22 protein-coding genes and 2 tRNA genes are annotated in these 25300 nt (G+C 70.9%); 19 read left to right on the top strand and 5 right to left on the bottom strand.

From position 1 onward, the window contains the following. The first annotated feature begins 120 nt into the window (after positions 1-120). The 8 genes from ABZ939_RS02655 to ABZ939_RS02690 all read left to right on the top strand — a co-directional run bounded on the left by ABZ939_RS02655 (position 121) and on the right by ABZ939_RS02690 (position 9439). Complete coding sequence (locus tag ABZ939_RS02655; RefSeq protein ID WP_361848163.1) at positions 121-2736, top strand: YfhO family protein; 2616 nt, start codon at positions 121-123, stop codon at positions 2734-2736. Continuing rightward, on the top strand, positions 2736-3740 hold the full coding sequence (locus ABZ939_RS02660) for a glycosyltransferase family 2 protein (protein ID WP_361849083.1): 1005 nt from the start codon (positions 2736-2738) through the stop codon (positions 3738-3740). The genes ABZ939_RS02655 and ABZ939_RS02660 overlap by 1 nt, the downstream gene beginning before the upstream one ends. Further along, positions 3740-4174: a GtrA family protein gene (locus ABZ939_RS02665; RefSeq protein ID WP_361848166.1), complete on the top strand. Its 435-nt coding sequence runs from the start codon at positions 3740-3742 to the stop codon at positions 4172-4174. The genes ABZ939_RS02660 and ABZ939_RS02665 overlap by 1 nt, the downstream gene beginning before the upstream one ends. Positions 4175-4350: 176 nt before the next feature. Next, entirely contained in the window at positions 4351-5478 is a 1128-nt protein-coding gene (gene proB / locus ABZ939_RS02670; RefSeq protein WP_361848169.1) for a glutamate 5-kinase, read from the top strand. 189 nt (positions 5479-5667) lie between these two features. Then, positions 5668-6147: a hypothetical protein gene (locus ABZ939_RS02675; protein ID WP_361848172.1), complete on the top strand. Its 480-nt coding sequence runs from the start codon at positions 5668-5670 to the stop codon at positions 6145-6147. Positions 6148-6249: 102 nt separating this feature from the next. After that, positions 6250-7533 carry a glutamate-5-semialdehyde dehydrogenase gene (locus ABZ939_RS02680; protein WP_361848175.1) on the top strand — a complete coding sequence of 428 codons (1284 nt, stop codon included), beginning with the start codon at positions 6250-6252 and terminating at the stop codon, positions 7531-7533. A 112-nt stretch (positions 7534-7645) separates the two neighbouring features. Further along, positions 7646-8251 carry a hypothetical protein gene (locus ABZ939_RS02685; protein ID WP_361848178.1) on the top strand — a complete coding sequence of 202 codons (606 nt, stop codon included), beginning with the start codon at positions 7646-7648 and terminating at the stop codon, positions 8249-8251. Positions 8252-8359: 108 nt separating this feature from the next. Beyond that, the gene (locus tag ABZ939_RS02690) at positions 8360-9439 is read left to right on the top strand and encodes a hypothetical protein (RefSeq protein ID WP_361848181.1); all 1080 of its coding nucleotides are present in this window, start codon (positions 8360-8362) and stop codon (positions 9437-9439) included. Here the strand turns inward: ABZ939_RS02690 and ABZ939_RS02695 are convergent. After that, positions 9424-10518 (bottom strand): M48 family metallopeptidase, encoded by a 1095-nt coding sequence (locus ABZ939_RS02695; RefSeq protein ID WP_361848184.1) that lies wholly within the window; start codon positions 10516-10518, stop codon positions 9424-9426. The two genes, ABZ939_RS02690 and ABZ939_RS02695, sit on opposite strands and share 16 nt — an antisense overlap. A gap of 226 nt (positions 10519-10744) precedes the next feature. On the opposite strand from ABZ939_RS02695, the gene ABZ939_RS02700 reads away from it, so the two are divergent. From ABZ939_RS02700 to ABZ939_RS02725, 6 genes are all read left to right on the top strand, one after another. Continuing rightward, on the top strand, positions 10745-10909 hold the full coding sequence (locus ABZ939_RS02700; RefSeq protein WP_329120641.1) for a hypothetical protein: 165 nt from the start codon (positions 10745-10747) through the stop codon (positions 10907-10909). A gap of 52 nt (positions 10910-10961) precedes the next feature. Next, positions 10962-11582, top strand: coding sequence for a nicotinate-nucleotide adenylyltransferase (nadD, locus tag ABZ939_RS02705; RefSeq protein WP_361848187.1), 621 nt, complete (start codon positions 10962-10964; stop codon positions 11580-11582). Between the two features lie 19 nt (positions 11583-11601). Then, on the top strand, positions 11602-13308 hold the full coding sequence (locus ABZ939_RS02710; protein WP_361848190.1) for an LCP family protein: 1707 nt from the start codon (positions 11602-11604) through the stop codon (positions 13306-13308). Between the two features lie 80 nt (positions 13309-13388). Next, on the top strand, positions 13389-13829 hold the full coding sequence (gene rsfS, locus ABZ939_RS02715; RefSeq protein ID WP_361848193.1) for a ribosome silencing factor: 441 nt from the start codon (positions 13389-13391) through the stop codon (positions 13827-13829). After that, on the top strand, positions 13826-14479 hold the full coding sequence (locus tag ABZ939_RS02720) for a histidine phosphatase family protein (RefSeq protein WP_361849086.1): 654 nt from the start codon (positions 13826-13828) through the stop codon (positions 14477-14479). Before rsfS ends, ABZ939_RS02720 begins: the two co-directional genes overlap by 4 nt. Positions 14480-14564: 85 nt before the next feature. Beyond that, positions 14565-14637: transfer RNA gene (locus ABZ939_RS02725), tRNA-Ala, on the top strand. A 48-nt stretch (positions 14638-14685) separates the two neighbouring features. On the opposite strand, the gene ABZ939_RS02730 is transcribed toward ABZ939_RS02725, so the two are convergent. Further along, the gene (locus ABZ939_RS02730; protein WP_361848196.1) at positions 14686-15546 is read right to left on the bottom strand and encodes a helix-turn-helix transcriptional regulator; all 861 of its coding nucleotides are present in this window, start codon (positions 15544-15546) and stop codon (positions 14686-14688) included. 102 nt (positions 15547-15648) lie between these two features. On the opposite strand from ABZ939_RS02730, the gene ABZ939_RS02735 reads away from it, so the two are divergent. The 3 genes from ABZ939_RS02735 to ABZ939_RS02745 all read left to right on the top strand — a co-directional run bounded on the left by ABZ939_RS02735 (position 15649) and on the right by ABZ939_RS02745 (position 17582). After that, entirely contained in the window at positions 15649-17082 is a 1434-nt protein-coding gene (locus ABZ939_RS02735; RefSeq protein WP_361848199.1) for an MFS transporter, read from the top strand. A 71-nt stretch (positions 17083-17153) separates the two neighbouring features. Further along, on the top strand, positions 17154-17345 hold the full coding sequence (locus ABZ939_RS02740; protein WP_361848202.1) for a hypothetical protein: 192 nt from the start codon (positions 17154-17156) through the stop codon (positions 17343-17345). Positions 17346-17348: 3 nt separating this feature from the next. After that, positions 17349-17582 carry a hypothetical protein gene (locus ABZ939_RS02745; RefSeq protein ID WP_252421590.1) on the top strand — a complete coding sequence of 78 codons (234 nt, stop codon included), beginning with the start codon at positions 17349-17351 and terminating at the stop codon, positions 17580-17582. On the opposite strand, the gene ABZ939_RS02750 is transcribed toward ABZ939_RS02745, so the two are convergent. Further along, a complete protein-coding gene (locus tag ABZ939_RS02750) occupies positions 17561-18787 on the bottom strand; it encodes a glycosyltransferase 87 family protein (RefSeq protein WP_361848205.1) in 1227 nt (408 codons plus the stop codon). The genes ABZ939_RS02745 and ABZ939_RS02750 overlap by 22 nt on opposite strands. Before the next feature lie 120 nt (positions 18788-18907). On the opposite strand from ABZ939_RS02750, the gene ABZ939_RS02755 reads away from it, so the two are divergent. Next, positions 18908-18980, top strand: a tRNA-Ala gene (locus tag ABZ939_RS02755). A gap of 63 nt (positions 18981-19043) precedes the next feature. Here ABZ939_RS02755 and ABZ939_RS02760 read toward each other — a convergent pair. Together ABZ939_RS02760 and ABZ939_RS02765 are read right to left on the bottom strand one after the other, a co-directional pair. Next, a complete protein-coding gene (locus tag ABZ939_RS02760; RefSeq protein WP_361848208.1) occupies positions 19044-20621 on the bottom strand; it encodes an NADH-ubiquinone oxidoreductase-F iron-sulfur binding region domain-containing protein in 1578 nt (525 codons plus the stop codon). Continuing rightward, the gene (locus ABZ939_RS02765; RefSeq protein ID WP_361848211.1) at positions 20618-21850 is read right to left on the bottom strand and encodes a hypothetical protein; all 1233 of its coding nucleotides are present in this window, start codon (positions 21848-21850) and stop codon (positions 20618-20620) included. The genes ABZ939_RS02760 and ABZ939_RS02765 overlap by 4 nt, the downstream gene beginning before the upstream one ends. A gap of 490 nt (positions 21851-22340) precedes the next feature. Between ABZ939_RS02765 and leuS the strand changes: the two genes are divergently transcribed. After that, a complete protein-coding gene (gene leuS, locus ABZ939_RS02770) occupies positions 22341-25217 on the top strand; it encodes a leucine--tRNA ligase (protein WP_361848213.1) in 2877 nt (958 codons plus the stop codon). Positions 25218-25300: the final 83 nt, after the last annotated feature.

Consider the following 25300-nt stretch of genomic DNA (forward strand, 5'->3'; position numbering starts at 1 on the left):
CCTTAGCCTCTTTCTGCGACCATTTCATGACAGAGGGTGACGGACAGTACATATGCGAACCAGGTGGGACATTCAGGGGGCGGGGGGCCTCCAGGAATGCGGAACCCATGGACGGCCCCCATGCTGAATCCCTCACCTGGCACGGTCACCCCCCGGCAAGGCGCCGACGCCACCTCACAGGCGGCTTCTGCCGCCCGGGAGCCCCGGCGGAATCGAAGACCCCAGCTCGCCGCGGCCTGGTTCGCCGCCCTGGTGTCCATGAGCGCGTACTGCCTGGCCATGGCGGTGCAGGGCACCTATCCCTTCGGCCCCCGGTCCCGCGCCGTGAACGACCTCGGCAACCAGTTCGTGCCGTTCCACGCCCGCCTTCGGGACTTGATGCACGGCGACGCCAACGGTGACCTCTTCTTCAACTGGGCAAGCGGTTACGGCACACCGTTTCTTGCGGACTTCTTCACTTATTTGATGAACCCGTTCTCGTGGCTGGTCGGGGTCTTCCCCCGGGACAGCGTCGAGTTCCCCGTGTTCCTTGTCACTCTCCTCAGCGTCGGGCTCGCCGCGGGCCTCATGACCGTCTTTCTCGGCCGTATCCACGCGGGTAGCCCCTGGCTGCGCGCGCTGCTCTCCATCGGTTTCGGACTGAGCGCCTGGATGATCACGGACGGCTTCTCCGATCCCATGTGGATGTGGGGCCTGGTCGCCTTTCCGGTCCTGGGCATCGCCTACGACTGGTGCCTGCACCGCCGCCGCTGGGTGCTCGGCGCCCTGCTCGTGACCGTCTGCTGGGCGGGCAACTTCTACACCGCGGCCATGGCCACCATCGGCATGGGGCTCGTCCTGCTGGTCCGGGTGCTGCTGGACGAGCGGCCTGCCGCCGAGCGCGTCCGCGTCCTCGCGCGTGCCGCCTCCATGACCCTGATCGGAGTGCTGCTGGCCGCCCCCGTGCTCACGGTGAGCCTCAAGGCGAGCAAGCTGTCCCAGCCCGCCCCCGAGGCCCTCTACAAGGGGCCGCCGCCCCTCACCGAGTACCTGGCGCACCTCTTCCCCGGCGGGCTGATCGGCCGAGCGCCCCACATCTCCGTCGGCATGCTCGCGCTGCTCCTGGTCGCCACCTACCCGTTCATCGGCAGGGTGCCGCTCAAGGAACGGCTCATGTGGCTGGGCCTGACCGTGGCCATGGGCGCCTCACTGGTCTGGCAGCCCACGATCCTGCTCTGGCACGGACTGGCCATGCCCAACGGCAGCCCCTATCGCGCCGCGATCGCCCTCACCGCCGTGCTCGTGTGCGTCGCCTGGCTGGCCCTCGCCCGCCGGCCCCGCCCCGCGGAGCTGCTCCGCGGCACCGCCGTGGTCCTCGTCCTCGTCGCCTGCGTGAGCACCACCCGGTACATGACCCGCGGACCCTGGCTCCTCGCCGCCGGCGGACTCGTCTTCCTCGCCCTGCTGCTTGCGCTGCACCGCCACCAGCACGACCGCCGGGTACGCAGGGGACTGACCGTCGCCCTGGCCGGAGCCGTCTTCCTCTCCGCGACCTGCGCCGTCCTGACCACGACGCGGCTGCGCGACTCCATGAACTGGTGGCAGCCCAAGCGCACGTACGACAGCCGGTCGCTGACCGCGTACAAGCAGCTGAAGGCGACGGACGCCTGGCCCGCGAGCCGTACCGACCCGGGCCCGCACTCCTTCGCCAACAACGACCCCATGCTGCTCGCCGGTCAGGGCGGCGAGTACTACAGCAGCTATCTGCCGGCGACCACCGCCGACGCCCTGCAGCGGCTCGGCGCCGGCTGGTACATCCAGGGCCGCCACACGCTCAGCTTCAACGACCCGGCCGGCCGCGCGATCATGGGCGTGAGCAGCTACCTCGAACGGCAGCGCGGAGGGGTCGGGTTCGTCCAGCGCTCCGCCGCCGCCCCGCCCGTCGTCACGCTGCGTCCCCCTGGCACGCCCCTCGACGGGACCTCCGGCGACGCCTCCGTCTTCGCCCGCCAGGAGCGGGTCCTCGGCGCGAAGCTCTACGAGGTGCCCGCGTTCGTCCGGGCCGGAGCCATGACACAGGGCGGTGCGGACACCGCACTCGTCCCGGGCCGCGGGTGGCCGCTCAAGGCCGACCGCCCGCGCGGCGCCGGCGCGACGTTCACCGCGACCTGTACCGCGGGCACGGAGGCGTACCTGTACGCGCCCTGGCTGGACGGACGGGTCCGAGCGTTCGGCAAGACCGTCAAGGCGACGGGCAAGTACACGATGACCAGCAACCCGCTCTTCCGCCTCGGGACCGTCCCCGCCGACGGCAGGATCACCGTCAAGATCCACTCGACGCGCGCGCAGTTCATCCCGGAGCGCTCCGTCGGCTGCCTCGACCGGGCCGCGCTGGACCGGACCGTGCGCCATCTGCGCGACACCGGGCCCGAGCGCGTCGAAGCCGCGGGCCACAGCATCAGCGCCACGTTCGCGCCCGGAACCAAGGGCACCGCGATCGTCTCGGTGCCGGCCACCCCCGGCTGGCGCTGCTCGGTCGACGGCGGCCGGCCGCACGCGCCCCGGACGCTCGGCGGTCTGATGGCCGTCGAGCTGGGTGACGGCGCCTCGCGGCTGTCCTGTTCCTTCCGCACCCCCGGGCTGCGGCTCGGCCTCGCGGCGAGCGGCGCCGCCGCGGCACTGCTCCTCGTCGTGGCCGTGGGCCACACCCTGCGAACCCGTACTCCTCGCTCATCGTCCAGGAGCCAACGCTCATGATGAAGATCTCCGTCGTTGTCCCCTGCTTCAACGAGGAAGCGGTGATCGACCAGTTCGACACCCGAATCCGCGAGGTCCTCGCCGGCCTGCCCGTCGACTACGAGCTCTGCTACGTCGACGACGGCAGCGAGGACGGCACGGCCCGCCGGCTGCGCGCCATCGCCGCCGAGTTCGGGAAGGAGACCCGCTACGTCTCCTTCAGCCGGAACTTCGGCAAGGAGGCGGCGATGCTCGCCGGGCTGCGCGAGGCCACCGGCGACGCCGTCGTGATCATGGACGCGGATCTCCAGCACCCGCCGGAGCTCATCGCGCGGATGCTCGATCTGTACGAGCGCGGCCACGACCAGATCATCGCCCGCCGCACCCGCGAAGGTGACAAAAAGGTACGCAGCGCCCTCAGCAGGCTCTACTACCGTGCCGTAAACAAGTGGGTCGATGTGGAACTCACCGACGGCGTGGGAGACTTCCGTATGCTCTCCCGCCCGGCCGTGGACGCGCTGCTGTCGCTGCCCGAGTACAACCGCTTCTCCAAGGGCCTCTTCTCCTGGATCGGCTTCGACACCGTCACCTTCGACTACCAGAACGCCGCGCGCGAGGCGGGCGAGACCAAGTGGAAGTTCGGCTCCCTGCTCAACTACGGCATGGACGGGCTGATCTCCTTCAACAACCGTCCGCTGCGCATCGCGATCTGGCTCGGTCTCACGCTCGTCGGGGTGGCCGCGCTGTATGCCATCTGGATCACGGTGACCGCCCTCACCCAGGGCGTCAGCGCCCCCGGCTACGTGACCCTCGTCGCGATCATCGTCGGTCTCGGCGGCGTTCAGATGATCATGCTGGGCCTGATCGGCGAGTACATCGGCCGTATCTACTACGAGACCAAGCGCCGGCCGCACTTCCTGGTGAAGGAGACCCACCGCTCCTTCGCCGGGGCCGGCGCCGGCCGCGACCGTCGCACGGGCCGCGGTGAACGCGTCCGCCTCGTGTCGACCGACCGGGAGATGTGATGCGCGGTCAGCTCGGCCAGATCGCCCGGTTCGCGCTGGTGGGCGGGGTCAACACCGGCACCTTCTACGGCTGCTATCTGCTCCTGCACCCGTGGATGCCGTACTTCGCCGCCTACTCCATCGCCTTCGTGCTCAGCATGATCGGCTCGTTCTTCCTCAACACCTACTTCACCTATCGCACCCGGCCCACCTGGAAGAAGTTCGCGCTCTTCCCGCTCACCAACGTCACCAACTACCTGGTGCAGAGCGTCGGCCTCTACGCCCTGGTGACCTGGGCCGGGATGGACGACCGGATCGCGCCGCTCGTCGCCGCGGTCGTGGCCATCCCGTTCACCTATCTGCTGTCGCGGAAGATCCTCGTGCCCGGCGGCAGGAAGGCGGGGACCGGCCAGGCCGACGGTGCCGAGGCCGCGGACCCCGTCGCCACCCGCTGACGGACCACCTCGTCCGCAGACCCGTTCCGTGGACGCCTTCCGAACACCACTTCCTGGAGCCTCTTCCGGCGCCGCCCGCCCGTTCCATCCACCGGAATGGACGGGCGGCGGCCGTCCCGGCTCGCGTAGATTGCGCGTGACATCCGAATGAGGCGACGCAGGTGACGGCGGTACAGGTGACAGTGGCAAGGCAGTACGTGACGGAAGCCCGCAGGATCGTCGTCAAGGTCGGCTCGTCCTCACTGACCACCGCGTCCGGCGGCCTCGACGCCGACCGGGTCGACGCCCTCGTCGACGTCCTCGCCAAGGTCCGCAGCGGAGGCGAGAAGGAGATCGTGCTGGTCTCCTCCGGTGCCATCGCCGCCGGCCTGGCCCCGCTCGGCCTCACCCGCCGCCCCAAGGACCTCGCCCGCCAGCAGGCCGCCGCCAGCGTCGGCCAGGGCCTCCTGGTCGCCCGCTACACCGCCTCCTTCGCGCGGTACGGCGTACGCGTCGGACAGGTGCTGCTCACCACCGACGACACCAGCCGCCGCGCCCACTACCGCAACGCCTATCGGACCCTCGACCAGCTCCTCGCCATGGGCGCCCTGCCGGTCGTCAACGAGAACGACACCGTCGCCACCGACGAGATCCGCTTCGGCGACAACGACCGGCTCGCCGCCCTCGTCGCCCATCTCGTCCGCGCCGACCTGCTGGTGCTGCTCTCGGACGTCGACGGGCTCTACGACGGCGACCCCTCCAAGCCGGGCACCTCGCGGATCGTGGAGGTGGCGGGCCCCGAGGACATCGCCCACGTCGAGATCGGCTCCGCGGGCAAGGCCGGGGTCGGCACCGGCGGCATGGTCACCAAGGTCGAGGCCGCCCGGATCGCCGCCGCCGCGGGCACTCCCGTGGTTCTCACCTCCGCCGTCCGCGCCGCCGACGCCCTGGCCGGCCGCGACACCGGTACGTACTTCCACAGCACCGGCCGCCGCTCCGCCGACCGGCTGCTCTGGCTCGCCCACGCCTCCACCCCGCAGGGCCACCTGACTCTGGACGATGGGGCCGTACGGGCCGTCGTCGAAGGCAAGAAGTCCCTGCTCGCGGCTGGGATCGCCGCCGTCGAGGGGGAGTTCGTGGCGGGCGACCCGGTCGAGCTCCGCGACACCCACGGCCGCGCCGTCGCCCGTGGCCTCGTCAACTTCGACGCCAAGGAGATCCCCCGGATGCTCGGCCGTTCCACGCACGAGCTCGCCAGGGAACTCGGCCCGGAGTACGAGCGGGAGGTCGTCCACCGCGACGACCTGGTCGTCGTCCGCGCCTGAAGCGGGGTGGCGGGGGAGGTGGCGTCGGGGGGTGTGGTCCCGGCGTGTGGGGAAACGGCTGAAACTCCGGCCATCCGGTAGAGACCTTTACCAAAACCGCCCCACGTGCCGCCTCGGGCTGGTCAACTTTGTCTCGGGGGCAAGACAAGGCGGGGTACAGCACCACACGCATCAAACAGGAGGCCGCCGGTGAGACGAGCGCGCCCAGGGGCACTGCCCCGCGGGACTGCCGAACGCGCCCTGACCAGTGTCGAGGCCGGAGCCGACTTCGACGAGAGCCAGGACACCGAGACAGCTGAGGCACGCGGTGAGGAGCGGGCGGTGGTCGCCTCGAAGCTCTGGCACATCACCCTCAGCGTCTCGGGGGCCGAGGCCCCGCTGAAGGAGGTCAGGCGGGCCCTCGAGCAGCTGGCCCACGACCATCCCTTCCTGCTGACCAGTCGCTACGCCAATGATCACGCGGAGATCCGCTACTGGGAAGAGGCCCGTGACCTGCACGATGCCGCGGCGGTCGCGCTGCGGCTGTGGGGCGAGCACCGGCAGACCGCCAAGCTGCCGCCCTGGGAGATCGTCGGCCTGGAGGTCATCGACCGCGAGACCTACCACCAGCGCATCGCCGAGGGCTACGGCCCGCCGCCGGCCGCCCCGGTGGGGGTCCACCCGTACTGACCCCCGTACGGACCGTCGCCTCGTCCCCGGAGGCGTCTCGGAGTGCGGGATACGTACGGGATACGTGCGGGATGTCCGCAGGGGTGCCAGTACCCTGCGGACATGACCTCGCTCACGCCCCTCGACAATCTGTCCCCGGTCACCCGGGCCGCCTACCAGGCCCGCGGGGCCGCCGCCGAAATCGCGCCACTTCCGCGCGCGGCGAAGGACGACGCCCTGCTCGCCATCGCGGACGCGCTGGAGGTCCGTGCCGCGGAGATCGTCGAGGCCAACGCAGAGGACGTGGCCCGCGCCCGCGAGGCCGGCACCAGCGAGTCGATCATCGACCGCCTCACCCTCACCCCGGAGCGGGTACGGGCCATCGCCGCCGACGTCCGTGACGTGGCCGCACTGCCCGACCCGGTCGGCGAGGTCGTCCGCGGCTCCACTCTCCCGAACGGCATCGACCTGCGCCAGGTCCGTGTCCCGCTCGGCGTCGTCGGCATCATCTACGAGGCCCGGCCGAACGTGACCGTGGACGCGGCCGCCCTCTGCCTCAAGTCCGGAAACGCCGTCCTGCTGCGCGGCTCGTCCTCCGCCTACGCCTCCAACACCGCCCTGGTGAAGGTCCTGCGCGACGCCGTGGGCGGCGCCGGCCTGCCCGCCGACGCCATCCAGCTCGTTCCCGGCGAGTCCCGCGAGTCGGTACGGGAACTGATGCGGGCCCGCGGCCTTGTCGACGTCCTCATCCCGCGCGGCGGCGCCTCCCTGATCCGCACGGTCGTCGAAGAGTCCATCGTCCCGGTCATCGAGACCGGCACCGGCAACTGCCACGTCTACGTCGACTCCCAGGCCGACCTGGACATGGCCGTCGACATCCTGATCAACTCCAAGGCCCAGCGACCCAGCGTCTGCAACGCCGCCGAGACCCTCCTCGTCCACAAGGACATCGCCGAGGCCTTCCTGCCCCGTGCGCTCGCCGCCCTCGCCGACGCCGGAGTCACCGTCCACGCCGACGAGCGGGTCCTCGCCCACGCCGAGGGCTCCAAGGCCACCGTCGTCCCGGCGACCCCGGAGGACTGGGAGACCGAGTACCTCTCCTACGACATCGCCGCCGCCGTCGTCGACTCGCTCGACAGGGCCGTCGAGCACATCCGACTCTGGTCCTCCGGCCACACCGAGGCGATCGTCACCACCTCGCAGGCCGCCGCCCGCCGCTTCACCCAGCTGGTCGACTCCACGACGGTCGCCGTCAACGCGTCCACCCGCTTCACCGACGGCGGCCAGTTCGGCTTCGGCGCCGAGATCGGGATCTCGACGCAGAAACTGCATGCCCGCGGGCCCATGGGCCTGCCGGAGCTGACCTCCACGAAGTACATCGTCACCGGCGACGGTCACACGCGGTAACACCCGATTCCCCCGTTCGGTCCCGCTCCGGCGGGGCCACGGGGCGCCGGGCGGGCAGGGATAGTTCGCACTCTCCCTGCCCAAAACCCCCTCCCAGGTCTACTCTGAACACGTGCCGGACGACGTGGGGGGCAGGCCGTTCCCGGACGGCGGGGACCCTGAGAACTCTGACAACCGCGGGGGCGCGGACGAAGACTTCGCCACCGTGGTGTTCGACGAGGACTTCGTACGAGCAGCCGAGGTGCACGAGCCGACCGCCGTGGAGCGCCTCCTGGCGGCCGCACAGGCGCGCGCCGAGGCAGAAGCCGCCCGCGCCAGAGCCGGCGGGGGAGCGGGCGACGACGAACTCTTCGAGGACGGCTACGACCCCTCGGACCCCTTTGCGAGCCCGTACGCCGACGGCTACGACCCGTACGACCCCGACGACGACTCCGGGCCGTACGGACGCCACGGAGGCGCCCTGCGCCCCTACCGCGGCAGCGCCCGCTGGCACCGGCCGGTCGCCTGGGTGCTCGCCCTCGTGATGGGCGTCGGCATGGTCGCCCTCGCCTTCACCGCCGTCTACCGCGGCGCCTCGGCCAACCGCCAGGACCAGGTTCCGGCGCCGGCCACCACCGGCATCGACAAGCCGCGCGCCGTCCCGCCCGCGGTCACCGCGCCGTCGGCCTCCGCCGAGTACTCCGCGCCCCCCGTCTCCGCCGTTCCCCGCACCCCCTGAGCCCGCCGAGCCCAGGGGAGGGCCAAGCAGGGCCATCCGTCGGAATTCTTCCGAACTTGTCGTGTACCTGGGCGTTTACCAGGGCTTCGACAGACCTACTCTGAAGGTATGGCAGGGCGTGGCGACCCGCCTGAGGGGCCGGCACCCGACCCCGGCGGTGGTGAGGACGAGTACCGATCCGTCGTCTTCGACGAGTCGTTCGTCCGCGCTGCCCGGCTCCAGGAGTTCTCCGCCGAGGAGCGGATGGGAGAGCACTCCCAGGCCGTGCGCTCCCGCCCCACCTGGGAGGCCAGAAGCGGCTCCCGCCAGGCCGTCCTGCTGGTGCTGCTGATCCTCCTCGCCTTCGGAACAGCCATCTATCTCGGTGTGCGCAATCCCTACCAGCCCCCGGTGGACCAGCGCGCCGAACCGCTGCGGATCACTCTCGTCCCGCTGGCACCCCAGGGCCCGGTGGCGGGCGGTCAGCCCGCCCAGCTGTTCGCCCACAGCCCCGCCGCCGAGTACCGCAGCGGAGCCGCCGGCATCAACCTCCCGGTCACCGGACGCACCACCCACTTCTCGGAGAGCCAGGTGGTGAGCGCCCTGACCATCGCCAAGGAGTACCTCGTCGCCTCCTCCCTGGATCCCGACGTACTGGCCGGCGAGACCGTCCGCCCGGCCCGGATGCTGATCGACCCCGACCAGCTGGCGCAGTTCGACCGGAGCGTCGAGTCCTCGCTCGACGACGGCCGCCACGCGGTGTCCGGCTGGCTGGTGCGCTTCGACCCGGCCAAGGTCGCCCTGGCCGACTCCACGGTCCGCGTCCAGGGCACCCTCCGCTTCGCGGAGACGGGCACCGACATGCTGGAGGTCACCGCGGACCACACGTTCACCTACGCGCTGCGCCCCGCCACCTCCGGCGCCGGTCCGGTGGGCCAGGCATCCCTCTACACCGTCCACCGCGAGATGCACTTCCGACTCGACCGCGAGGACCTGCGGATGCACCGTGTGGAGCTGCTGACCAGCATCGTCCAGGCAGGCCCGCAGGCCTGCGGCGCCGACACCAGCGGGTCCCTGCGCCCGCTCCTGGCGGGCGAGCGGACCTCCTCCTCCGGCGACCCGGCGGTCACCGACCCGTACGCCACGGGCCGGCCCGCCGTCTCCTCGCTCTGCGGGACCCTGGCCCCGAGCGCTCAGCCCTCGCTCTGACCGCTGCCGCTCGTGCCGCCGCCGTCGCCGCCGTTCGGACCGCCGCCGAACCGGCTGCGCAGCTTCCCGCCCAGGTCGCCCGCCAGATCGCCCGCGCCACCGGCTATGTCGCCGACCAGCTTCATCAGCGGATCCTTGCTCGTGCGCACCGATTCGGCGTAATGCCCGGCGGATTCCCGGAACGAGTCGGTCACCGAGGTGTCCTTGTCCTCCGACCGCCGCGGGTAGTGCCCGTCCATGATCCGTTGGTAGTCGCGGCTCTCGGACCACTTCTTCAGCTCGGCCGCCCGGACGGTGGTGAACGGGTGCGAGCGCGGCAGCACGTTGAGGATCTTCAGGACGGAGTCCCGCAGGTCGCCGCCCTTCTCGTACTCGTCGGCCTGGGCGAGGAACGCGTCCACGTTCATCTCGTGCAGATGGTTGCCGCCGGCGATCTTCATCAGACCGCGCATCGAGGCCTGGAGGTCCTGGCCGACGAGGAGTCCCGCCCGGTCGGCGGAGAGCTCGGACTTGCGGAACCACTCCCGCAGCGCCGTCACGATCGCCATGATCGCGATGTTCCCCAGCGGGATCCAGGCGATCTTCAGCGCCAGGTTGGTGAGGAAAAGCAGGATCGTGCGGTACACCGAGTGACCGGAGAGGGCGTGACCCACCTCGTGGCCGATCACCGCCCGCATCTCCTCCTCGTCGAGCAGCTCCACGAGGCCGGTGGTGACCACGATGATCGGCTCGTCCAGACCGATGCACATCGCGTTCGGCTTCGGGTCCTGCGTGACGTACATCGGCGGGACCTTCTCCAGGTCCAGGATGTAACACGCGTCCCTCAGCATGTCGTTGAGGTGCGTGAACTGCGCGTCGCTCACCCGCACGGAGTCGGAGAGGAACAGCAGTCGAAGACTGCGCTCGGGCAGCAGCCCGCTCAGCGCCTTGAAGACCGTGTCGAAGCCGGTGAGCTTGCGCAGGGCGACGAGCGCCGAGCGGTCGGCCGGATGCTCATAGGCCCGCGAGGAGATGCCGGGGAAGCGCTTGCGCTGCCTGCTCGGCACGTTCCCGTTTCCGTTGTCGGCCTTCTCGGTCATGGATGCCCCCTGTTCGTACGAGACTTTGCTCGTCCCCCTGACGCGCCCCAGCCTAGGGGCTGGGGCCACCGCGTGCCGGAGCCTGTGGATAACTCGGGCACAGCGGACAACCGAGGAGTACGACCGCCCTGACAACGACTGAGTCGGCGTGAGCGTGCCCGGACGGCCCGCATACGATGTGCGCGAAGTCTCCGCTCCCATCCCCGATCGATAGGTCCTGCTGACGATGAGCCTCCACAGCACCGCCGCCAACCTGGTCTCGCTCGCCGAGGGCGCCGCCGAGCACGGTGGCAACCACGACAGCCTCAACCCGTACCTCACCGGTTTCGGCGCGCTCGGTGCGCTGCTTCTGCTGCTGTGGATCACCACCCGGTTCAACCGCGACCGCTGAGCCGGCGACCGCGGATCGGACGCCCGAAGCGGTGCCAGTAGGCTCTGCACGCATGGGAGAGCAGGAAGTGCCTACTGGCGGCCGCGGCAAGCGCCGACTCGGCGTGATGGGCGGAACGTTCGACCCGATCCACCACGGACACCTGGTGGCCGCCAGTGAGGTGGCCGCCCTGTTCCACCTCGACGAGGTGGTGTTCGTGCCGACCGGGCAGCCGTGGCAGAAGAGTCACAAAGCCGTCTCGGCGGCCGAGGACCGCTATCTGATGACGGTCATCGCCACCGCGTCCAACCCGCAGTTCTCGGTCAGCCGTATCGACATCGACCGCGGCGGGCCGACGTACACCATCGACACCCTGCGGGACCTGCGCTCCCTCAACAGCGACTCGGACCTCTTCTTCATCACCGGGGCCGACGCGCTGTCGCAGATCCTCACGTGGCGCGATGCCGAGGAGCTCTTCGCCCTCGCCCACTTCATCGGCGTCACCCGGCCGGGCCACGACCTCACGGACGACGGACTGCCCAAGGGCGGGGTCTCGCTCGTCGAGGTTCCTGCGCTCGCGATCTCCTCCACCGACTGCCGGGCGAGGGTCGCGCAGGGCGATCCGGTCTGGTATTTGGTGCCGGACGGCGTGGTCCGCTACATCGACAAGCGCCAGTTGTACCGCGGCGAGTGAGCCTCGGAGAGGGGCACCGGTGAACGAACAGAACCCGTACGACCCGTACTACCCGCAGCCGCAGATCATCGGCTACGACGAGTACGGGCAGCCGGTGTACCAGCAGGTCCCACCGCAGGCACAGCAGCCGTACGACCCGTACGCCCAGCAGCGGCAGGCCCAGCAGCCGCAGCAGCAGCCCGTGCAGCAGCCCGGCCGGCAGCAGGGGTACGGCTACGACGCCTACGGGCAGCCGGTCCAGCCCCAGCAGCCCCCGCAGCAGCCCCAGCAGTCCCCGCAGCAGCCTCAGTACGACCCGTACGGGCAGCAGCGCGGATACGACCCGTACGCCTCGTACGACACCGGGCAGCAGTGGGCCGTCCAAGGAGACCCCGCCCCCGCCGCCCCGCCGCCCGCCCCGGTGGCCGCTCCCGCCGGCGTGCCCGGACAGCGCCCCGCGCCGGACGACAGCGGCGACGACCGGGCCTACCGCACCGAGCAGTTCTCGTTCATCGAGGAGCCCGACGAGGACTCCGAAGACGTCATCGACTGGCTGAAGTTCACCGAGAGCCGCTCCGAGCGGCGCGAGGAGGCCAGGCGGCGCAGCCGTAACCGGGTCGTCGCCCTGGTCGTGGCCCTCGTCATCGCCGCCGTCGGCGGAGTCGGCTATCTCTGGTCCGCGGGCAAGCTCCCCGGCATGTCCGGCGAGGAGCGGCAGCAGAACACCGCCACCGGACCCCAGAAGCGCGACACGATCGTCGTCCATCTGCACGACACCAAGGGCGGCGGGACCAGCACCGCCCTGCTGGTCGACAACACCACGACCAAGCAGGGCACCACCGTCCTGCTCCCCAACGCACTCTCCGTCGCCGACGACGAGGGCTCCACGACCACGCTCGCCAAGTCCGTCGAGGACGACGGCTCCAGCGGCACCCGCGAGGCCATCGGCAACCTCCTCGGCGCGAAGATCACCGGCACCTGGCGGCTCGACACCCCGTACCTGGAGAACCTGGTCGAGCTGGTCAGCAACATCGACATCACCACCGACACCGACGTACCCAGCGGGAAGAAGGGCGAGGAGCCGCTCGTCACCAAGGGCGAGAACCAGACGCTCAACGGTCGCGCGGCCGTCGCCTACGCGACGTACCGCGGGCCCGGCGAGGCCGAGGCCAAGCAGCTCCAGCGCTTCGGGCAGGTCCTCTACGGGGTGCTGCGGAAGATGTCCGACGACCCCAAGGCCGCCACGGTCACCATCGAGACCCTCGCCCAGATCCTCGACCCGTCCCTGCCGGAGAAGGACCTCGGCGCCTCGCTCGCCAAGCTGGCCGAGCACGCCAAGGGCGGCGACTACAAGACCGCGCTGCTCCCGGTGGAGCAGGACGGCTCGCTGAGCGAGGGCGGGGCCGACAGTGTGGTCAAGGACATCCTCGGCGGCAAGGTCAGCGCGCCCGACCAGGGGAGCGCGGTCCGAGTCTCGATCCGGGACGCCTCCGGCAAGGACGCGACGGAGGCCGCCAGGGTCGTCCTGATCAACGGAGGCTTCGCCTTCGTGGGCGGCGCCAAGGCGGAGACCGAGGAGAAGTCGCAGGTCCTCTACGGTGACGACGCCCAGAAGACGACCGCGGCGGAGGTGGCCAAGACCCTGGGCCTGCCGGAGAGCGCCGTCAAGAAGGGCAAGGCGGCCGGGAACGGCGATGTCACGGTGGTTCTGGGCGAGGATTACAAGATCCCCGGGCGGAAGCAGTGACCCGGTTCTAATGGTTTGCGGGGCGGTCGGCGGTACGTGAGACCCTTGATGTGTCTCTGACCGCCGACGAAAGCCTGCTTGTGACCGCCACGGATCGCTCCATCGAGCTCGTCAACGCCGCCGCCCAGGCGGCGGCCGACCGGCTCGCGCACGACATCATCGCGTACGACGTCAGCGATGTGCTGTCGATCACCGACGCATTCCTGCTCGCCTCCGCGCCCAACGACCGCCAGGTCAAGTCGATCGTCGACGAGATCGAGGAGCGGCTCAACAAGGAGCTCGGCGCCAAGCCGGTGCGCCGCGAGGGCGACCGCGACGCCCGCTGGATCCTCCTGGACTACGTCGACATCGTCGTCCACGTCCAGCACAGCGAGGAGCGGGTCTTCTACGCTCTGGAGCGGCTCTGGAAGGACTGCCCCGAGCTGCCGCTGCCCGAGGACGCCCTCAAGACCCGCGGCAAGGCCGCCGAGCACGCCGCGCTGACGGGCGCCGCCGACGAGACGGACGGTGAGCTGCGCTGAGCACCACCAAGGGCGGCAGCGGCCGCCGTATCGTCCTGTGGCGGCACGGCCAGACCGCGTGGAACCTGGAGCGCCGCTTCCAGGGCTCCACGGACATCGAGCTGACGGAGACCGGTGTCGCCCAGGCGCGCCGGTCCGCCCGGCTGCTCGCCTCGCTGAAGCCGGACGCGATCATCGCCTCCGACCTGAAGCGGGCGGCGGCCACCGCCGGCGAGCTCGCCGCCCTCACCGGCCACCCCGTCGCGCACGACTCCGCCCTGCGCGAGACGTACGCGGGGGAGTGGCAGGGCCTGACCCACGACGAGATCGTGGCGCGTTACGGCGAGCAGTACGCCGCCTGGAAGCGCGGCGAGCCCGTGCGCCGGGGCGGCGGCGAGCTGGAGACCGAGGTCGCCGACCGGGCCGCTCCGGTGGTCCTGGAGCACGCCGACAAGCTGCCGGACGACGGCACGCTCGTCGTGGTGAGCCATGGCGGCACGATCCGCACCACCATCGGCCGGCTGCTCGGCCTGGAGGCGCATCACTGGGAGAGCCTCGGCGGGCTCTCCAACTGCTGCTGGTCCGTCCTCGGCGAGGGCGCCCGGGGCTGGCGGCTCCTCGAGCACAACGCCGGCACGCTGCCCGAGCCGGTCCTCGGCGACGACGACTGAGCGGCTCACGGACCCGGATTTCACTTTCCGGCAGGTCACAGGCTAAAGTTCTTCTTGTTCGCAGCGCGGAGCGCAAAGAACACGAGGGGCTATAGCTCAGTTGGTAGAGCGCCTGCATGGCATGCAGGAGGTCAGGAGTTCAATTCTCCTTAGCTCCACAGTCACCGGATCCCGTCCCCATCAGGGGGGCGGGATTCGTCGTTTCGTCAGTGACCCCGCAGCGTCTCGATCGCTCGGCGGCTCTCCTCGTCGTTGGGCGTGTACGTCACGATCCGGCACTCCGGCATTCCGTTGATGGACAGCGACACCGAGGTCATCCGGACCTCGCCCACGAGGTCGTGGCGGAAGGTCTTCACCCGGGGCCCGGGCGGTACGACGTCGCCGCTCTGCCAGAGCCGGGCGAACTCCGGGCTCGCCTCCGAGAGCCGCCGGATGAACGACTCCCAGGCGGGCTCGCCCACATGGCGTCCGTAGGCACCGCGCATCTGAGCCACCATCAGGGGCAGCTCCAGGCGCTTGTTGACCACGGGGCAGGCCGGGTCGGGGACGGTGAAGAGCGTCCACAGCACATTGCGTATGCCGAGCGGATTGCGCACCCGGTCGTGCGCGGAGGGCAGGAACAGCGCCTCGTACGTGGAGTTGGTCGCCAGCACGTCGTACCGGGTGTTGTAGACCACCGCCGGGTGCGGGACCAGGGCGTCCAGAATTCCCTGGATCTCGGGGCTGACCGTCTCGATGTCCTCCGCGCCGCGGTCGGGCGCGAACGGCACCTCCGCCAGGTGGTACAGGTGCTCGCGCTCGGGCCGGTCGAGCCGGAGCGTGCGGGCGACCGCGTCGAGCACCTGGGCGGAGGCGTTGATCGGGCGGCCCTGTTCCAGCCAGGTGTACCAGGTGACGCCGACCCCGGAGAGCTGGGCGACCTCCTCGCGGCGCAGGCCGGGTGTACGGCGGCGCAGTCCGGGCGGCATCCCCACGTCCTCCGGAGTCACCCGGGCCCGGCGGCTGCGCAGGAACGCCGCCAGTTCCGGTCGGCGGCGCTGCTGTGTCGGTGCTGCCAAAATCGTCACACCCCCATGGTCGAGTCCCCGTGCCGCCGTTGCCAGGTGGTGTCAGTACCAGCATCAGCGGGCTCTCGTTACCCGTATCGAATCGTCGTCAGGCTGCTCTGCATGACGACGACCACAACACGTCCCGTACTCAGTAAAGACGGTGGCACCGACAACCGGCCCGGGTTACTGCTCGGGGTGGTGCTCGCCGCCCAGTTCATGGCACTGCTCGACGTCTTCATCGTCAACGTCGCCGCCCCCACCATCCGTACCGAACTGTCCGCCTCCGGGGCGGGACTTCAGCTCGTCATCGCCGGTTACACCATCGCCTACGCGGTCCTGCTGATCACCGGCGCACGGCTCGGCGACCGGCTCGGCCACCGGCGGATGTACCTCGGCGGACTCGCCGTCTTCACGGTGGCCTCGCTCGCCTGCGGTCTGGCCACGGGAACGGGCCAGCTGATCGCCTTTCGCCTCGTCCAGGGTGCCGGGGCCGCCCTGATGATCCCTCAGGTGCTCAGCCTCATCCAGCGGAACTTCACCGGGGAGGGCCGGGTCCGCGCACTCAGCGCGTACTCCGCGGTGCTCGCCACCGGCGCCGCGGCCGGCCAGGTCGTCGGCGGCATCCTCGTCAGCGCGGACCTGTTCGGCAGCGGCTGGCGGCCGGTCTTCCTGGTCAACGTGCCCATCGGTCTGGTCCTGCTGGCCCTGGGCGCCCGAGTGCTGCCGCGCGACGCGCGCACCGAGCCCGAACGCGCCCGCTCCCTCGACCTGCCCGGACTCGTCCTGCTCGCCGCGGCCGTCTCGCTCCTCACCGTCCCCCTGGTCCTCGGACAGGAGCAGGACTGGCCGGTATGGGCCTGGATCTCGCTCGCGTGCTCCGCGGTGGTCCTCGCGGCCTTCGGCGCGTACGAGTCCCGGCTCGCCCGCCGGGGCGGTGCTCCGCTCATCGCCCCGCGTGTCCTGCGCATCCCGGGCATCGGACGGGCCGCGTTCGGGATCGCCGTGGCGATGGCCATCAACGCCGGCTTTCTCTTCACCCTCACCCTGCATCTGCAGGGAGGGCTCGGGCACAGCGCGCTGCGCGCCGGTCTGACCTTCGCGCCGGCCGCCGCGGTCTTCGGCGTGATCGGCCTCACCTGGCGTCGCTGGCCGGCCCGCGGGCAGCGCTTCCTGATCCCCGGCGGTTTCCTGCTGGCCGCGGTCGCCTCGGTGGCCATGGGCGCGCTCCTCAGGGGCGGCGACACGGGAGGCTGGGGGCTCTACCCGGCACTCGCCGCCATGGGGGCGGGGCTCGCGCTTGCCTTCAGCCCGGCCCTGACCGGAGCGCTGGCCCGCGTACGGCCCGAGGACGCCGCCGACGCCAGCGGTCTGCTCGCCACCGTCACCCAGCTCGGCCAGCTGATCGGTGTCGCGAGCTTCGGCACACTCTTCCTCGGCCGACTGCATACGCCGGGGGCGCATGACTCTGCCAATGCGCTGTGGGCGTGCGCCCTCGCGCTGGCCGCTGCTTCGATCTTGGGCGCGTCGGCCGCCCTGGTACGCCGAGCGCGCTGACCCCCTTGCGGGGCCATGGCAGAATCGGACGGCCGGAGGGGAACGAGGGCCCGGGTGGGAGGGAGTGTGCGATGGCCGCGAGCGGTGCCGAGGGTGCCGAGACCGATGCCGTCGCCGAGCCCGACGAGGACCGTGCCGCGGCTCACGGGGCCGGAGCCCCGCTCGACTGCCCCCCGTGCGGTTCCGCCCAGGTCGTCCAAGTGCTCGGCGACAACGGCGGAGTGTCCTTCGTGTGCACGTCCTGCGGCCACAGCTGGAGCTGATTGATGGGTGCACACAGGCGGAAGTGCGACTGGTGCGGCAGCGGTACGCCCATTGTCCGGGACATGGACCCGGTCAACGCCGACTACCAGTACTGGTGCGAGGAGTGCGCGCGGGCGCTGATCATAAAGGGCGACCCCATCGAGACCTACCGCGAACTCGAGGGGGAGCCGATCTACGGACGGCTGCTCGACGAGCACTGCACCCTCAAGCGCTTCTACTCCTTCGCCACGGCCTGACGCCACCGGGCGAGTCCGTACCCCAGGAACAGGGCGGTCGCGGTCAGCGGATAGACCGCCGAGAGCAGCATCTGACCGGGGTTCTGGGCGAGTTCGGGGCGCCCCGGGTCGTGCGGCACCCACCACAGCGCGAACGAGGCGAAGGCCAGTGCCACCGCGGCCACGGCCCACCCGGGCCGCACACGATCGCGTCGGTCCACGAGCAGGACGAGCAGCGGGACGCACCACACCCAGTGGTGGGACCAGGAGATCGGGCTGATCATCAGAGCCGTCACGGCACAGACGATCACGGCCAGTGCCTTGTCCCCGCGCAGCGCGGCCCGCACCGCGAGCACCATGGCGGCGCCACCGAGCACGGCCGCGGCCACCGCCCACCACATGCCCGGGTCGTCGGTGTGCATCAGCCGCGCGAGCACCCCGCGCAGCGACTGGTTGGCGGTCTCCTCCGCGAAGCCCACCCGGCCGGTCTCGAAGAGCGTCTCGGTCCAGAAGCGCTTGGAGTCGTACGGCAGGATCAGTGCGCTGACCAGGGTCGCACCGAGGAACACCGCGGTCGCCGTGGCCGCCGTGCGCAGCCACTGGTTCCAGCCGTTCTCGCGGCGCCACAGAAGCAGGCCGGCGGCGAGGAGGAGGACGACGAACAGACCGGGTGTGAGCTTCACCGCAGTCGCCAGGCCGATGCCCAGGCCCGCCCAGCGGTTGCCCTCGCGGCGTGTGAAGTCCCACAGGACCGCCACCGCGACGAGCAGGTTGATCTGTCCGTACCGCAGCGTCGTCCACACCGGCTCGCACCAGACCACGACCGCCGCCACCAGGAACGTCGTGCGCCAGAGCCGCTCGCGGGACAGGGACGGCCGGACCAGCTGCAGGGAGAGCTGGACCAGGGCGACGACGAGGAGCAGGTTCCCGGCGGTCGTCAGCGTCCGCATCAGCGGAACGCCGACGAACGTCAGTGGGACGAACAGCAGCCCCGCGAAGGGCGGATACGTCATGGCGAGGTTCGCCGAGGTGGCACGCATCGCGTAGAGGTCACCGCCGGCCCGGACGGTCTCCCCCTCCGCCCGGTAGACCATCACGTCGAGCATGTTCACGTGGGCGAGCCTTTGCGCCACCCAGAAGGCTATGAACGACACGAGACAGGCGGCCGCGGCAGTGGCGAGAGGCCACTGGCGGGCGCGGGTTCTGGCAAGCACGGACACGGTCACAGAGGGGGACCCTACCCGGCACCCCCGGGCCGCCTGGGAAAGGATTTGGTGATCCCCCGGGGAGCCGGTTAATGTTCTGTCTGTCGCCGCGGGGGAAACCCGGAACGGGGCGGACAGCAAGGGGCTATAGCTCAGTTGGTAGAGCGCCTGCATGGCATGCAGGAGGTCAGGAGTTCAATTCTCCTTAGCTCCACAGAACGAAGAAGCGGATCATCCGAATCGGATGATCCGCTTCTCCGTTTTCACCTCCCGGGCATCAACCCCTGCCGCTGCCCAGCGCCTTACGGCCCGGGCCAGGCGGCAGGGCCGGCCGCTCCTGGGGTCCCTGCTCGATCCTGAGCGCCAGCGCGGGACAGCGACGTACGGCCCGCTGCGCCCGCCCCCGCAGATGCATCGGCACGGAGGCGTCGGCGAGCGCCGGATAGCCGTCCGGGCCCAGCCTGATCAGCTCCGGGACGATGTCCGCGCAGAGCCCGTGCCCCTGGCACAGCGTCCAGTCCACGGCCAGCTTCTCGCCGCTCGGGATCGACTCCTCCGCGTCCTGGTAGCCGGGAGCGGGGAGCGGCAGCACGCCGACGGTCGGGCGTCCGCAGCCGCCGTCGAGGACATGGGCGGCGAGATCGTCCGTGAAGGCCGAGAGCGTCGAGGCGAAGAAGCGGGCCGAGCCGTCCGGGTGCTTGCAGGCGCCCCGGCCCTTCACCGCCTGGGTCACCTCCCGCAACGCCCCCAGCGCGGCCGGACCGCCACCGTTCAGCACGTCCGAGAGGCCACCGGCCGCGGCGGGCAGACCGAGCCGGCACGGCCCGCACTGGCCCGCGGTCTCCGCCGCGAGCCAGTTCGCGACCCGCAGCGATTCGCCGAGCGGGCATGTCTCGGGGCCGATCGGCAGGATCGCCCCGGCGCCCAGGGCGCCGCCGACAGCGGCCAGCGACGCCCGCGAGACGACGGCGTTGTCGACGGCCGTCGAGTCGATCCAGTTGCCGTGGTAGCCGCCCGTGAGGACGCCCTGGGGGAGCGGCGGGGCCCCGGCCAGCTGGAGCACGTACCGCAGCGGGACGCCCGTCGGAACCTCGACCACCATGGGGCGCGCGACCGCGCCGGAGATCGTCAGCATGACCGTGCCGGGCTCCGCCTCCAGACCGCTGTGGCCGTAGCGGCGCGGACCGATCCGGGCGGCCACGGCCAGCTGCGCGAACGTCTCGGCGTTGGACAGGAGGGTGGGCGCCCCGCCCACCCCGGACTCCGCCGCGCGCTCCCGGCGGCCGGGGGGCAGAGCGGGGCCGCCGCCGATCGCACGGATCACCGCAGAGGCCTCCCCGGAGACCATGCGCTCCGGAGTTCGGACGACACGCGCGCGTAGAGCCTGCCCACGGCGGTCGGAGAGGCCGCGCTCGGCGAGTGCCGACCGGATGGAGATCTCCGTGGAGTTACGGGTCACGGCCACGATCAGCGTCCGGGCACCGAGCGCCTCGGCCGCCAGCAGAGCCCCGTCCAGGATCAGGTGCGGGGCCCGGTTGAGCAGCACCGTGTCCTTCCGGCAGGCGGGCTCGCCCTCACTGCCGTTGACCACCACCACGGGGCGCACCCCACGGCGGATCGCCGCCTGGCCGACGGCCCTCAGCTTGCGGCCGAAGGGAAAACCGGCGCCACCGCGCCCGTGGAGGGATATGTCGTCCGCCAGCTGGGCGAGCTGCTCGCCGCTCATCGGATCCAGCGGCCCGTGCACCTTCAGATGCATCGCCAGACCGAGCCGCTCGACCAGGTCGAACCCCTGGGTGAGCTGCGGCAGACCGACCACGCGGACCTCGGGGACGTCGGGGAGCGGGGCGTTCACGGGCGGTCTCCTGCGGGTGCGGTCCAGGGTTCACCCGCGGGAGGCGGGCTGGAGTAGGTCGGCATCGGGGGCGAGGGCGTGGGCCAGTAGCCGGGGCGGAGGGAGGGGTCTGGAACGACGGGGAGCTCCTCGGTCATGGGGATGCGCTCGGCGAGCGGGGCGCCGCCGGAGGGGTACGGGGTGGGGTCGGGCGCCGGGGCGGCGCGGGACACCGCCCGGTAGGCGGCCGAGAGGCCGGCGGAGAAGCCGGGGCCGACGGTCGGGGCCGGGGGAGCCGTCTCGTAGAGCGGTGGCGTGGACTCGTACGGCGGGGGAGCGGACTCGTACAGCGGGGGAGCTGTCTCGTAGAGCGGGGGAGCGGATTCGTACAGCGGGGTTGTGGACTCGTACGGCCGGTCGCTCGGTACGGGGGGCGAGACGGGCACGGGGGGAGCCAGGGAGGGGCGGCCTGTGGGCCGGTCCAGCCATTCGGTGGACACGGTGGGCGACTCGTAGCCGCCGCCGTCGTCCTCCGGCCTCGTGGTGTCCTCTGCCCGGGCGGCGGCCCGGTCGGCTTCCTCGGCCGCGCCGGTGCCTTCCAGCGACGCGAGGAGTCCGGCGAACCGGTCGGCGAGCGCCCGCTGTGTCGGGGCGGGCAGCAGCCGGAGCGAGACCGCCGTCGCGACGGCGGTCAGTGCGAGGCAGTACATGACGACGACCCAGGTGGCGGCGGGCCGGCCCGCGTACAGGCCGTGGACCAGGGCGAAGCACCAGGCCGGGTACGCCAGCATGTGCAGCGGTCGCCAGCGGGCGGCGAAACGGCTCCGGCCCGCCAGAGTGCTGCGCAGGGCGCCCGTCGAGGCGGCGACGACCATGAGCAGCCCGGCGAGCGAGCCGAAGCCGATGAGGGCCGATGTGCCTGTGATGCCGAGGCCGAAGGGGATCAGGGCGCCGATCGGCTCGACATGGCCGAGGGACACCTTGACGGTGGCGTGCAGCAGCAGGAAGCCGAGGGAGGCGACCGCGGTGGCGCGGTGGACGCCCTGGGCGAGCAGCCGGTGACGGGGGGAGAGCAGCAGCCGGTCGGTGGCTATCAGGCCCCAGGCGACCGAGGCGGTGAGGGACACCAGCGACAGCACGCCGGTGGTGAAGTCGAGCGCGGCCCGGAAACCGTCGCTGCCGCCGAGGGCGAGCAGCGGGATGATCACCAGCGCTGCGACCGAAAGCCCGCCCTGAACCGGTCGGCTCATACCGGTTCGCAGGTCGGGGGAAGAGCGGTTCTTGCGATGAGGGTTCATGGGGGCGACTCCGAATGGTGCGGATAAGCGGTCCCGTTGCCGCATGCTAAGTCGCTCCATACCGGCTGGTAGGGAGTTTGCGCGTTTACAAGGCGCTCGCTCCGTAACTGACTCTGGGGTTGCCCTGGATAAGGGTGATACGCGGAGTAACCCGGGCGGCCCGGACGGCCGGGAAGACGTGGCGTGACTGCGGTGGGGCGCATTCCGGTGGTCGTGGGGCCACCGGGTGGAACGTCGGTGCGGCCCGCTCGGGCCCTGCGGTACCCTGACGCCATGCGTGCCGTACGCCTTCTGCTTAGCGAGCCGCGCTGATCAGTCCCGACCGATGAAAGATCTGGTCGGAATCGGCGCGGCGTCCCCTCCTGTGCGAGGGGATTTTTCATTTCGTGGCAGTGCAGTTCGCGGGCAGTGGGCAGAGACGATCGATGGAGCTTCAAGGATCATGAGCGAGATGAATTCGGCTGCCGAGACGGCGGCCCCGCATCGTTATACGGCGGCCATGGCCGCCGACATCGAGGCACGCTGGCAGGACTTCTGGGACGCCGATGGCACCTACGAGGCGCCGAACCCCACCGGTGACCTGGCGGGCGATCCGGCGGTCGCCGCCCGGCCCAAGAAGTTCATCATGGACATGTTCCCGTACCCCTCGGGTGCGGGCCTGCACGTCGGTCACCCGCTGGGCTACATCGCCACGGATGTCTTCGCCCGTCACCAGCGCATGACCGGCCACAACGTGCTGCACACCCTGGGCTTCGACGCCTTCGGCCTGCCGGCCGAGCAGTACGCCGTGCAGACGGGCACGCACCCGCGCGTGTCCACCGAGGCCAACATGGAGAACATGAAGGTCCAGCTGCGCCGGCTGGGCCTGGGCCACGACAAGCGCCGGTCGTTCGCCACGATCGACCCGGAGTACTACAAGTGGACGCAGTGGATCTTCCTGCAGATCTACAACTCCTGGTACGACGACGAGGCCAAGAAGGCCCGCCCGATCACCGAGCTGATCGCCCAGTTCGAGAACGGCACCCGTGAGGTCACCGGCTCCACGCGCGCGTGGAGCGACCTGACCGCAGCCGAGCGCGCCGACGTCCTGGGCGAGTACCGCCTGGCCTACGCCTCCGACGCGCCGGTCAACTGGTGCCCCGGCCTGGGCACGGTCCTGGCCAACGAGGAGGTCACCGCCGACGGCCGTTCCGAGCGCGGCAACTTCCCCGTCTTCAAGGCCAAGCTGCGCCAGTGGAACATGCGCATCACCGCCTACGCGGACCGCCTGCTGGACGACCTGGACGCGCTGGACTGGCCCGAGGCCATCAAGCTGCAGCAGCGGAACTGGATCGGCCGCTCCGAGGGCGCCCGCGTCGACTTCCAGGTCGGCGAGGCCGGCGCGATCACCGTCTTCACCACCCGCCAGGACACCCTGTTCGGTGCCACCTACATGGTGCTGGCCCCGGAGCACGACCTGGTCGAGAAGATCGTCCCGGACGCCTGGCCCGCCGGCACCCACGACGTGTGGACGGGCGGACACGCCACTCCGGCCGACGCCGTCGCCGCGTACCGCAAGCAGGCCGCCTCCAAGTCCGACGTCGAGCGGCAGGCCGAGGCCAAGGAGAAGACCGGCGTCTTCACCGGCGCGTACGCGACCAACCCGGTCAGCGGCGAGCAGGTCCCGGTCTTCATCGCCGACTACGTCCTGATGGGCTACGGCACCGGCGCGATCATGGCCGTCCCGGCGCACGACACCCGCGACTTCGCCTTCGCGCGCGCCTTCGAGCTGCCCATGCGCTGCGTCGTCGAGCCGAGCGACGAACGCGGCACCGACCCGTCCACGTGGGACGACGCGTTCGGCTCCTACGAGGCGAAGCTGGTCAACTCCGCGAACGACGAGATCTCGCTGGACGGCCTGGGCGTCGTCGAGGCCAAGGCGAGGATCACCGCCTGGCTGGCCGACCGCGGCATCGGCGAGGGCACCGTCAACTTCCGCCTGCGCGACTGGCTGTTCAGCCGTCAGCGGTACTGGGGCGAGCCCTTCCCGATCGTCTACGACGAGGACGGTGTCGCGCACGCGCTGCCCGAGTCGATGCTGCCGCTGGAGCTGCCGGAGGTCGACGACTACTCGCCGCGCACCTTCGACCCGGACGACGCCGACACCCAGCCCGAGACGCCGCTGTCCCGCAACGAGGACTGGGTCAACGTCACCCTGGACCTGGGCGACGGCCCGAAGAAGTACCGCCGCGAGACCAACACCATGCCCAACTGGGCCGGTTCCTGCTGGTACGAGCTGCGCTACCTGGACCCGAACAACTCCGAGAAGCTGGTCGACCCGGCGATCGAGCAGTACTGGATGGGCCCGCGCGAGGGCATGCCGACGGGCGGCGTCGACCTGTACGTGGGCGGTGCCGAGCACGCCGTGCTGCACCTGCTGTACGCGCGGTTCTGGTCCAAGGTGCTGTTCGACCTGGGTCACGTCTCCTCGGCCGAGCCGTTCCACAAGCTGTACAACCAGGGCATGATCCAGGCCTTCGTCTACCGTGACGCGCGCGGCATCGCCGTGCCGGCGGCCGAGGTCGAGGAGCGCGACGGCGGCTACTGGTACCAGGGCGAGAAGGTCAGCCGCGTCCTGGGCAAGATGGGCAAGTCCCTGAAGAACGCGGTCACCCCGGACGAGATCTGCGCCGAGTTCGGTGCGGACACCCTGCGGCTGTACGAGATGGCGATGGGCCCGCTGGACGTGTCCCGCCCGTGGGACACGCGCGCGGTGGTCGGCCAGTACCGGCTGCTGCAGCGGCTGTGGCGCAACATCGTCGACGAGGCGACGGGTGAGGCCACGGTCGTGGACACCCAGGACGCCGACATCGACGCGGACACGCTGCGTGCCCTGCACAAGGCCATCGACGGTGTCTCGCAGGACATGGCGGCCATGCGCTTCAACACCGCCATCGCCAAGGTGACCGAGCTGAACAACCACCTGACCAAGGCGGGCGGCGCGATCCCGCGTTCCGTCGCCGAGCGACTGGTGCTGCTGGTCGCCCCGCTGGCCCCGCACATCGCCGAGGAGCTGTGGCGCAAGCTGGGCCACACCGACTCGGTCGTCCACCAGGACTTCCCGGTCGCCGACCCGGCGTACGTCGTGGACGAGACCGTGACCTGCGTCGTGCAGATCAAGGGCAAGGTCAAGGCGCGCCTGGAGGTCTCCCCGTCCATCACGGACGCGGAGCTGGAGGCGCTGGCGCTGGGCGACGCGAACGTGGTCGCGGCGCTGGGCGGCGCGGAGATCCGCAAGGTGATCGTGCGCGCCCCGAAGCTGGTCAACATCGTCGCCTGATCAGGGACACGGGGTTTTCCCCTACGGGCAGGTTGGGGGTTCCGATGGAACCCTCGGCCTGCCCGTTCCGTTTACCGTGGAAG

This window comes from Streptomyces sp. NPDC046712 (assembly GCF_040645695.1).
Lineage (GTDB): Bacteria > Actinomycetota > Actinomycetes > Streptomycetales > Streptomycetaceae > Streptomyces.